General features: G+C 61.7%; 11 protein-coding genes and 2 pseudogenes. 7 read left to right on the plus strand and 6 right to left on the minus strand.

From position 1 onward, the window contains the following. Nucleotides 1–435 (minus strand): annotated as a pseudogene (locus ACPYOI_RS33055) (methane monooxygenase); the annotation flags it as partial. A 489-nt stretch (nucleotides 436–924) separates the two neighbouring features. Here ACPYOI_RS33055 and ACPYOI_RS33060 point away from each other — a divergent pair. Next, on the plus strand, nucleotides 925–1,374 hold the full coding sequence (locus tag ACPYOI_RS33060; protein WP_481415361.1) for a hypothetical protein: 450 nt from the start codon (nucleotides 925–927) through the stop codon (nucleotides 1,372–1,374). A 16-nt stretch (nucleotides 1,375–1,390) separates the two neighbouring features. Here ACPYOI_RS33060 and ACPYOI_RS33065 read toward each other — a convergent pair whose 3' ends face one another. Further along, nucleotides 1,391–1,654, minus strand: a complete 264-nt coding sequence (locus tag ACPYOI_RS33065; protein WP_481415362.1) for a hypothetical protein — start codon at nucleotides 1,652–1,654, stop codon at nucleotides 1,391–1,393. A 66-nt stretch (nucleotides 1,655–1,720) separates the two neighbouring features. Here ACPYOI_RS33065 and ACPYOI_RS33070 point away from each other — a divergent pair, with 66 nt between their 5' ends. Genes ACPYOI_RS33070 through ACPYOI_RS33080 form a run of 3 tightly spaced genes read left to right on the plus strand, consistent with a single transcriptional unit; the run spans nucleotide 1,721 to nucleotide 3,365 of the window. Beyond that, a complete protein-coding gene (locus ACPYOI_RS33070; protein ID WP_481415363.1) occupies nucleotides 1,721–2,041 on the plus strand; it encodes a hypothetical protein in 321 nt (106 codons plus the stop codon). Next, the gene (locus ACPYOI_RS33075; RefSeq protein WP_481415364.1) at nucleotides 2,038–3,153 is read left to right on the plus strand and encodes a WD40 repeat domain-containing protein; all 1,116 of its coding nucleotides are present in this window, start codon (nucleotides 2,038–2,040) and stop codon (nucleotides 3,151–3,153) included. Before ACPYOI_RS33070 ends, ACPYOI_RS33075 begins: the two co-directional genes overlap by 4 nt. Nucleotides 3,154–3,176: 23 nt before the next feature. Next, the gene (locus ACPYOI_RS33080; protein WP_481415365.1) at nucleotides 3,177–3,365 is read left to right on the plus strand and encodes a hypothetical protein; all 189 of its coding nucleotides are present in this window, start codon (nucleotides 3,177–3,179) and stop codon (nucleotides 3,363–3,365) included. A 65-nt stretch (nucleotides 3,366–3,430) separates the two neighbouring features. On the opposite strand, the gene ACPYOI_RS33085 is transcribed toward ACPYOI_RS33080, so the two are convergent. Continuing rightward, nucleotides 3,431–3,724 (minus strand): ribbon-helix-helix domain-containing protein, encoded by a 294-nt coding sequence (locus tag ACPYOI_RS33085; protein ID WP_481423961.1) that lies wholly within the window; start codon nucleotides 3,722–3,724, stop codon nucleotides 3,431–3,433. Nucleotides 3,725–3,821: 97 nt separating this feature from the next. Next, a complete protein-coding gene (locus ACPYOI_RS33090; RefSeq protein ID WP_481415367.1) occupies nucleotides 3,822–4,874 on the minus strand; it encodes an NAD(P)-dependent alcohol dehydrogenase in 1,053 nt (350 codons plus the stop codon). A gap of 226 nt (nucleotides 4,875–5,100) precedes the next feature. On the opposite strand from ACPYOI_RS33090, the gene ACPYOI_RS33095 reads away from it, so the two are divergent. Then, entirely contained in the window at nucleotides 5,101–6,969 is a 1,869-nt protein-coding gene (locus ACPYOI_RS33095; protein ID WP_481415368.1) for a sigma-54-dependent Fis family transcriptional regulator, read from the plus strand. Between the two features lie 17 nt (nucleotides 6,970–6,986). Here the strand turns inward: ACPYOI_RS33095 and ACPYOI_RS33100 are convergent, their stop codons facing one another. Both ACPYOI_RS33100 and ACPYOI_RS33105 read right to left on the minus strand, forming a co-directional pair. Further along, nucleotides 6,987–7,382: a VOC family protein gene (locus ACPYOI_RS33100; protein WP_481415369.1), complete on the minus strand. Its 396-nt coding sequence runs from the start codon at nucleotides 7,380–7,382 to the stop codon at nucleotides 6,987–6,989. 80 nt (nucleotides 7,383–7,462) lie between these two features. Further along, nucleotides 7,463–7,578, minus strand: a pseudogene (locus ACPYOI_RS33105) (IS3 family transposase); the annotation flags it as partial. Between the two features lie 124 nt (nucleotides 7,579–7,702). Between ACPYOI_RS33105 and ACPYOI_RS33110 the strand changes: the two are divergent. Together ACPYOI_RS33110 and ACPYOI_RS33115 are read left to right on the plus strand one after the other, a co-directional pair. Further along, nucleotides 7,703–8,170 carry a (2Fe-2S)-binding protein gene (locus tag ACPYOI_RS33110; protein WP_481415370.1) on the plus strand — a complete coding sequence of 156 codons (468 nt, stop codon included), beginning with the start codon at nucleotides 7,703–7,705 and terminating at the stop codon, nucleotides 8,168–8,170. Between the two features lie 11 nt (nucleotides 8,171–8,181). Further along, nucleotides 8,182–8,859: molybdopterin cofactor-binding domain-containing protein (locus ACPYOI_RS33115; protein ID WP_481423962.1), on the plus strand; the 678-nt coding region annotated here is incomplete at its 3' end.

Consider the following 8,859-nt stretch of genomic DNA (forward strand, 5'->3'; position numbering starts at 1 on the left):
CATCTGGATGGTCGAATGGCGGAACTCGTCGACCATCTGCATGGTGAAGCCGGTGCGAAGGTCTTCACCCGGAGCGATGCGGGCGACCATGGCCATGGAGCGGGCGGCGGAAATTTCCGGGAAGGGGATGATCGCCAGGAAGAGCTTCATCCATTCCACCCAGCGCGGCTCGACATTGCGGAACATGTCGCCGCGTAGCGCCGCATCGAGCGCGCCGTAGACGCGATTGTCCTTTTCCTCCTGCATGGGGAAATAGGAGCGCAGGACCTGCTTCATCGGATCACGGGGTGCCTTTGTGATCTTGTAGTCCGTCGGAAACGTCATCGCTTCCTGCACGTAGCTGGGATTCCAACCGAGGTCGGAAATCCGCTTGGTCGCCTCGCCGACGGAAATGCCCCGCTGCGAGGTTATCTTATTGAGTGTCAAAGACGACATCGTCCTCTGCCTCCACTTTGTTGTGCCGCAGGCCTCAAGCCTCGGCCGGAACGGCGCCAGAAACGCCGCGAGCGAAAGTTGGAAGGGCGCGACAACGGAATGCGCATGCGCGCGTCCCGGCGGGCCGGCCATTCAAGTCGATCGAGGCAAAGGTCTTCGGGGAAGTGCCGGCTCCTGGACGGACGGTCAGTCGCTTCCCCAACTCCTTCGTTCTTCTGTCGTCGCTGTCAGCGCGATAGCTTTTATGAGAACAGACAGTGCAAAGGGCGTGCCAAGTGAGTTTTACGGCAATTCCGGCGTTTGACGAGCTGGAAGAGTGAAATGATGTAAAGTTATTTTACAATCGTAATTTACAGATGTAACTTTATTTATATTTGCAAAGATTGCCTATAAGCTTTTGCAAGAGCGCAATAAACAGGGATCGACATCGCCATATTCATCACTTATATTTCGCGCATAGGGTTGTCTATTTCAGGTTTGGAAAAGCTCATGCCAGACAAGGACGAGCAACAAACGCCGCTCGGCCCCGTCGGAGGCGACATCACCACCGAACTCGCCGGGCTCATGCAGCGAGACCTCGTCTTCGTGATGCGCTTCCTGGGAGAAAGCCAGCACTTGATGCAGAGCCATTTTCAACGGTTCATCCTTCGCGAACTCTCCGCCGCCGGGATCACCGACGAGACGCATCCGATGATACACGCCTTCGCGGAAAGGCACGCGATCCTGCTCCGCGATTTCGTCTTTTCGGGCGTGTCGCTGTCGAGACAGCTGCGCGTCGAGGAGATCGAGCAGTTGACGGGAGATACAATGATCCGCGTAGACGTATGGGATCAGCTTCGCAGCCATGTCGATCTGGCAGAACGGCAGTTCCGAACGCAGATGCCGGAATTGCCGGCCCTGCTCGAAGCCTGGAAAGCACCGGGAGGGACCAGTCCGTGAGCGACCCGGTTCGGTATCAATGGCTGACGCCAGCGGGATTCCAGCCGCCGAGGATCCCTGCCGGATCTTCGCGCAGCAACCTGTGTGCTTCAGCCATCAGCGCGTTCATAATCGCCGGATCAAGAGCGGCGAGCGCATCCTGCGCCGCAGCAATCGCCGTGGAATCGGCACCGCGGGCTGCTGCGCCGAGCGCCTCGATACAGGGATGGCCATGCTTCAGATGGCGTTCGGCCGCCCGGCGCAGGGCATCGAAGAACGTGCTGCCAATCGTGTCGAACATCCCAGGGCTCCTCTCGCTCCAATCCACACGGCGCGGCGGCGCCGGCAGAACACGTAGGATTTCGCCATGAGCGGTCAAGACCAACCGATCCAGGAACTGTTGCAGCGCCGACTTGATTGCGTGGCACACATCTCGGCCCTGGCCGCGAGGACACACAAGCTGATCCAGGAAGCATCCGGCATCGAGATGGAGATCCTGCGCCTGCAATTGGCCCTGGAGCGGGACCCCGCCAACGGCGAGGTCGCAAAGGAACTGAGCGAGGTTGAAGAGCAGGCGACCGCCATCCGATCGGCCCAGGCCTATTGCGTCGCCGAGATCGAAGCGGCGGAGGTGGCGGTGACGGACATCGATCGCCTTATCGCGGCGGCAAAAGGAGGACAATCATGAACCAGCAGGCCGTTCCGAACATCACTCTGTTCGACCTTCTCGCCCGCAACTGGCAACGACCGGCCGCGGTTCGTCATGTCTGCTTCAACGACGATGAGACGCTGCTTGCCGTCGTCTGCGAAGACGGTTCGATCGCATTCGCAAGAATGGCGGACAACGAGCCACCGGAAGCCCGCATTACGGTCGACGGGGGGCAGACGACGATAAGGCCCCGTCACGGCAAGGCCGCGCCGCTCATCATCACGCGGGTGAAGGACGCCCACTCCGTCTCTGCCTACAGCGACGGCGGCTATCTCGCCGCCGGCATGAAGGGCGACCTCGTGCGGCTCAGCCGCGCCGGCGAGATCGCAGACACCGTCTTCTCCGCCGCCGAGCCGATCTCGGCCTTCGATCATTGCCTGATGACCGGGGCGGCGGCGATTTCGGTCGGCGACAGACTTCATATCCGTTTCGCCGGAAGCGCCCCTGCCCTGAAGATCGACCTTGGGGAAAGGATCCCGGAGCGGATCGCATTTTCGGGGGACGGCACCAAGCTGGCGGTCGCCGCCTCGCGAAGCCTCATCCTTTATGAGGTCGGCGACAGTCTGCGGCCGTTCCTGGAAATTCCGCTCCCCTCCGTCTCCCTATGCTTGAGGTGGAGCGGCGATGGCCGCTGGTTGGCCTTGGGCGTGGATAGCGCGGGACTGTGTCTCGTCGATGTGGGTTCCGGCCGCCACATGCAGCTTGGCGATTTCCCGGGGCCGGTTCGCGCAGTGGCCTGGAGCACGCGAGAAAACGCGCTTGTCGCCGCCGGCGCCTACCGCATCGCCGGCTGGTCGATGGAGACGCCGCCGTTCGATAACAGTGCCGCGGGTGCGCTGACGACAGGTCGCGCCGGTCTCGTCCAGGTGGAGGCCGTTGCGGCCCAGCCGAACGGTCGTCTCGTGGCCGCCGGCTATGCCAACGGCCAGGTGGTGGTGGCGCCTCTTGGCGCGCGGGAGGAGCTCGTCGTGCGCCCGGCCGGCGGTCAGGTTACGGCGCTTCAGTGGACGGTCGACGGCCGGCATCTCGCCATGGGCGATGCGCTCGGCAACGTCGCCGTCATCACCTTTCCGGTGCAGCTTTTCAAATGAAAAAAACGCAAATGGAGGAAATCATGCAAGCCGAACTCTCCGTGGAGGAAAAGAGCAAGGACGCCTTTTTCGAGAGGATCGCCAGACTGTCGCAGGAGATGGTCGCAGCCCATGGCAGGGATTTCAGCATGGGCGCGCTGGTGCTCGGCGCGCGCTGGATCGCCGAAGGCAAGGCCGACGCCGGCAGCGAGGTTACTTCACCCAAGGCGTGAATCCGCCTTGGGACATGCCTTCTCGCGCGGCTTCCCGTGCTGCATCAACGGCAGCCGCGCTCGGATCAGGCCGGCTGCAGCGGTCTCGCGGCCTGTGCATTACGCTCCTGCTGGTAGAGCAGGCAGACGGTCCGCAGCATCGAGGCAAGGTTAGACATGTCGTCATGTTTCTCCAGGGCCTCGCCGTACAGTGCCGCTATCAGCTTCGCTGTCGACAGCCCTTCCACGGCGGCCATGTCCTCCAATGTACTCCAGAAGGCCGATTCCAGCCGCACGCTGGTCGAATGCCCGGCAATCCGGACCGATCGGCTGACCTTGATGAACCTATCCTGCCCCTGATGGCTCAAGACTCCGCACATCATTTCTTCCTCCCTCGCGCTGGGTTTCGCTCACGACAATGCTCTCCGGCCGGACTGTGGTCGGAGAGCGCATGTCCTGGTGTCAGAGCCGATGCGTTCAAGGGATCAGCACGGCACGCCCGTGGATCTTGCCGTTGTGCAGATCCTTGAGCGCCTTGTTGGCGTCGGCGAGCTTGTATTCCACGGTCGTCAGATCCACCAGACCGCGGTCGGCGAGCGCCATCAGTTCCACCAGTTCGGCCCAAGTTCCGACCAGGTTGCCGATGATGTTCTTCTCGGTGATGACCATGTCCACCGTCGGCACGCGGATGTCCTCGCCGTATCCCACGACATAATAGCTGCCCATCGGCCGGGTCATCGCCAGCCCCCTGGTGGTGGTGCCCTTTTCGCCTACGAAGTCGATGACGGCTTCGGCACCCTGGCCTTCGGTCAACTGCAGCACCGCCTCGACCTCGTTGCCATCGGCCTTCACGAGCTTGTCGGCGCCGATCTTGCGCGCGAGTGCCAGCGAATCGTCGGACATATCGACGACGATCACGTCAGCGGCACACATCGCCTTGAGGCATTGGATGGCAATATGGCCAAGCCCGCCTGCGCCGATGACCACGCAGCTTTCGCCGGGCAGCAGATGCCGCGTCGCCTTCTTGACGGCGCGATAGGCTGTCAGTCCCGCATCCGCATAGGGCGCGACATCCTTGGGGGCCAGCGTTTTCGGCAGCGGCACGATATTGCGCTCCGACGTGCAGAGATATTCAGAATAGCCGCCGTTGCTGTCCAGGCCCGGAAACTTGCCGGGGCCGTGCATGTCGAAACCGCGCCGGCAGGCAAGGCAGGTGCCGCCGGAAATCTTCGGATGAACGATAACAGGATCACCGACTTTGATGCCTTCGACCTCCTTGCCGATGGCTTCCACCCAGCCAGCATTCTCATGGCCCATGATCAGCGGCAGGAGGCTATCTCCGGTCGGATCCATATGGGGCCGCCAGACGCCTTCGATGATGTGGAGGTCCGTGCGGCAGACTCCCGCGCCGCCGATGCGGACGATGACATCGGTGGATTTCTTGATCTGAGGATCGGGAACCTCCTGCAGCGAAACCCACTGCTCCGCTTTCAGATTGTCGTCATATTTGTTCAGAACCTGCGCCTTCATGCTGATGTCTCCTCCATCGACGGGATCGATGCCCGTTGCGGAAGATACAGCTGCAATTGCCGTTCCAGATTACATTTCCTACTCTTATCAATAGGATACCCAAAAGCCGACGGAGTCTGCCTGTTCATTGACTGAACGCGGTGAACAGCAGAACTGTCCAGTTTCTGTCTATTGTCATCCTGCCAGCGGCTGTTATCCTCGGTGTCATGGCGCATGAGGAGTAGCCATGCAGCATCTTTCGGGAATGGACCGGGCACGCAATGCGCTGGAGAAGGGTGACCGTTTTCCGGTCGGCACCCTTCAGCCGATTGTCGCCGAGAGTTGGCAGCGATGTCGCGACGGCGGCCTTGATCCGCGTGCCATGCCGCAACGCAGCGTCGTGCCATTTTCCGATGTCCGCCGCCGGCGCGAGGCGACTATCTCCATGCGCCGGCTGGCGCTGGCCGAAATGCAGCTTCTGCATTCGCAGATCGCCGGATCGAACTTCATGATCGCGCTCGGCGATGCTGATGGCATCGTCCTCGATACGATAAGCGATCAGGAATTCGCCGACAGCGCCGCCGGCCGTTCGATCATTCCTGGCAGCATGTGGAACGAGAGCGAGCGCGGCACCAATGCGCTGGGGCTTGCCGCCATGACCGAAAAGCCCGTAGCGATCTACGGGCGGGAACACTATTTCGCCTGCCATGGCCATCTGAGCTGCATGGCAGCGCCGATCTTCAATTCGCACGGAGAGATCCTCGGCCTGCTCGATGCCTCCTGCGCCCATGACGCGCGGCAGGAGCATACGCATGCCCTCGTGCGGATGGCCGCGGCCCAGATCGAGAACGGCCTGGTGTTCCAGGATTTTTCCAGCAGCTTCGTCTTCGCCTTCCATCCGCGCGTGGAATATCTCGACACGCTGTCCGCGGGCCTGATCTCGGTATCGCCGTCGGGCGACGTCACCTCCATCAACCGTTCCGGAAAGGCGTTGCTGGCCGGTCTGCCGGCGACGCTCGGCAGCCATTTCGATGCGCTGTTCGAATCCGGCTTCGGAGCGGCGATGGACGGGCTCCTCAATGGCGGCATCATCCGCATTCGCGACCGTGCCGGCAGCGGCGTTTTCATGGCTTGCCGCCAGATCGCCCAGGGCCGAAGCAGCGTGCCGTCGCCGCGAACCGCGTCGTCCGTTCCCGCGCTGCTGCCGAAAGAGGGCATGCCGGACTTCACCTGCGACGACAGCTCGATCAGGCAGGCGCTTGCCAATCTCGCGGACGCCGTCGCCCTCGGGATGCCCGTGCACATCACAGGGGAAACGGGAACCGGCAAGGAACTGATGGCGCGCCACGTTCATCGCCTGAGCCAGCGGAAGGGCGAGTTCGTGCCCGTCAACTGCGGTGCGGTGCCGGAGGATCTATTCATCGCGGAAATATTTGGCCACGAGGGCGGGGCCTTCACCAATGCCCGCGCCAAAGGCGCGCCGGGGCTCGCGCGCGCGGCCCATCGCGGCACCCTGTTTCTCGACGAGGTGGCCGACATACCGCTGGCGGCGCAGACCTCGCTCCTGCGCTTCCTCGACAGCATGGAGGTCCGAGCAGTCGGTGCGCACAAGGCCGAGAAGGTGGATGTGCAGATCGTCTCGGCCACGAACCGCAATCTCGAGGAGATGGTGACGCAACGGCTGTTTCGCGCGGATCTCTATTACCGGCTGAACGCCTTCGCTATCCATCTGCCGGTCCTGAGGGCGCGAACGGATTTCGCCGCGATCGTCCGCCAGGTGATGGAGGAGGTGGCGCCCGGAACGCCGATCACGGACGCGGCTGTCGCCGCGCTCTTTCGCAGGAAGTGGCCGGGCAACATCCGCGAACTGAAAACAGTACTGCAGCGGGCATTGGTTCGCCGCCGTGCCGATTATCTCGACGAGGATTGTTTCGACGAGGTGAGCCCCGTTGCCGAAAGCCTGCAGGATTGCTGCGAAGGATGCAGGGACCGCCCGCTCAGCCGCGCGAAATGCCAGGAAATCCGCGCCGTCCACCGCCGGACGGGCGGCAATGTTTCACAGACGGCGCGCCAGCTCGGCCTCTCCCGCACGACGGTCTACAAGCACGTCCTGTGACAGGTCGACCACGCCGGTCAGAGATAGCGGCCAGCATGCTGCAGGACTTCGACCTTGTAGCCGTCGGGATCGCTAACGAAGAAGAACCGGGCGAGCGGCGCGCCATTGTGGTTGAAATCCACGATCTTTCCCGCCTCGAAACCGAGCGCCAGAAAGCGGCGGTGCTGGGCCTCGAGGTCGTCGACCGAGACTGCCAGATGGCCGTAACCGTCGCCGGTCGCATAGGGTTCGGTTCGCCCCGTGTTGACCGTCAGTTCAAGCTCGAAACCGCTCTCGGAATTGCTGAGATAGATCAGGACGAAGTTGTCGAACTCCAGACGCTCCGCGACGGCAAGACCAAAAGCCCGCCGATAAAAATCGACCGAGCGCTGCTCGTCCAGCACCCGGATCATGGAATGAATCATCTTCGCCATGCTCGTCCCTCCACGCTCGTTTTAGGATGGATTAGCACAGCTTCCCTCAGGTAGTACTGGAGGGCGACTTTGGATGTTCTTCGCATCGAATGGTCGACGACTGTTAGAAGCGGAACCTGCGGCCATCGGCGAGTTGATCCGACACGACGGCCAGCGACCAACGATCATTGGCGGCCATGGGGATCACCATCGGTGCTGCCTCGGTTCCTTTGCTGATAAATTCAACGTGACCGCTCGATGATAATACAATCTTGACGGGCTATCGGGTGGTACATAGGCTGAAGCGACTTCGGGAATTGCGACTTTTACGGGAGGAAGACGTGGCTACCAAAAGTATTCAGCTCAATGTCGACGGCGAAATGCATACGATCACGGCGGATCCGGATATGCCGCTGCTCTATGCGCTTCGGGACGATCTAGGCCTCAGAAACCCTCGTTTCGGCTGCGGTCTGGCCCAGTGCGGCGCTTGTACTGTCCAAATCGATGGAGAGGCCGTCCGTTCCTGCGTGACACCGGTGGATTCGATCGGCAGTAGCAAGATCGTAACGCTGGCGGGTCTCGGAGGAGGCAACGGCAAGGCCCACAAGATCCAGGAGGCCTTTATCGAAGAGCAGGTGCCGCAATGCGGCTACTGCCTCAACGGCTGGCTTATGACTGCAGCCGCTTTCCTGGAGACCAATTCCAAGCCCAGCGATGCCGAGATCCGCGAAGCGCTGACGGGGCTCAAATGTCGCTGCGGCACGCACTACAGTATCATGCGCGCCGTCAAGCGCGCAGCGCAAGCGTAAGGGAGGTGGCCATGACTATGAACGTCACTCGTCGCGCCGTGCTCGGCGCCTTTGGCGCCCTTACCGTTTCTGTCGTGCTGCCAGGCATGAAGGCGCGCGCCGCCGTTTTCGGCGCCGCCACGCAGCCGCCCCTGAAGCCAGAAAATCTTTCCTCTTATATCAAGGTCAATGCGGACGGCACCGTCTCGGCATTCTGGGGCAAGATGGACATGGGTCAGGGCACCGATCTTGGCGTTGCCCAGATGGTGGCGGAGGAACTCGATCTTCCCGTATCCAAAGTCTTCGTGCAGCAAGGCGACACGGCCACCAGCATCAACCAGGGCGGAGCCTCCGGCTCTACCGGGATCCAGAATGGTGGCAAGGCTCTGCAAAGCGCGGCAGCTGAGGCTCGCTACCAGCTTGTCGAGATGGCATCACGTCACCTCGGTGTTCCGGCGGCCGACCTGAAGGTGGACGACGGTGTCGTCAGTGTTGCTGCCGATCCGGCGAAGAAGGTTACCTATACCGAGTTGATCGGTGGACGTTTCTTCGACACCCAGCTCGAGTGGAACGAAAAGATCGGCAATGCTCTCTTCGTCAAGGGCAAAGGCACCATCAAACCTGTGGCCGATCACAAGGTTATCGGGACGTCGCCGATGCGCCGCGACGTGCCGCGGAAGGTGCTGGGCACCGGTGACTATGTGGTGGAC

The organism is Rhizobium sp. SVR5-2C (assembly GCF_056755115.1).

Excerpts from the sequence above, each read along its gene's own strand:
- ACPYOI_RS33070 (WP_481415363.1), top strand. The coding sequence starts at position 1,721 with ATGAGCGGTCAAGACCAACCGATCCAGGAACTGTTGCAGCGCCGACTT.
- ACPYOI_RS33095 (WP_481415368.1), top strand. The coding sequence starts at position 5,101 with ATGCAGCATCTTTCGGGAATGGACCGGGCACGCAATGCGCTGGAGAAG.
- ACPYOI_RS33080 (WP_481415365.1), top strand. The coding sequence starts at position 3,177 with ATGCAAGCCGAACTCTCCGTGGAGGAAAAGAGCAAGGACGCCTTTTTC.
- ACPYOI_RS33060 (WP_481415361.1), top strand. The coding sequence starts at position 925 with ATGCCAGACAAGGACGAGCAACAAACGCCGCTCGGCCCCGTCGGAGGC.
- ACPYOI_RS33065 (WP_481415362.1), bottom strand. The coding sequence starts at position 1,654 with ATGTTCGACACGATTGGCAGCACGTTCTTCGATGCCCTGCGCCGGGCG.
- ACPYOI_RS33075 (WP_481415364.1), top strand. The coding sequence starts at position 2,038 with ATGAACCAGCAGGCCGTTCCGAACATCACTCTGTTCGACCTTCTCGCC.
- ACPYOI_RS33090 (WP_481415367.1), bottom strand. The coding sequence starts at position 4,874 with ATGAAGGCGCAGGTTCTGAACAAATATGACGACAATCTGAAAGCGGAG.
- ACPYOI_RS33085 (WP_481423961.1), bottom strand. The coding sequence starts at position 3,724 with ATGTGCGGAGTCTTGAGCCATCAGGGGCAGGATAGGTTCATCAAGGTC.
- ACPYOI_RS33100 (WP_481415369.1), bottom strand. The coding sequence starts at position 7,382 with ATGGCGAAGATGATTCATTCCATGATCCGGGTGCTGGACGAGCAGCGC.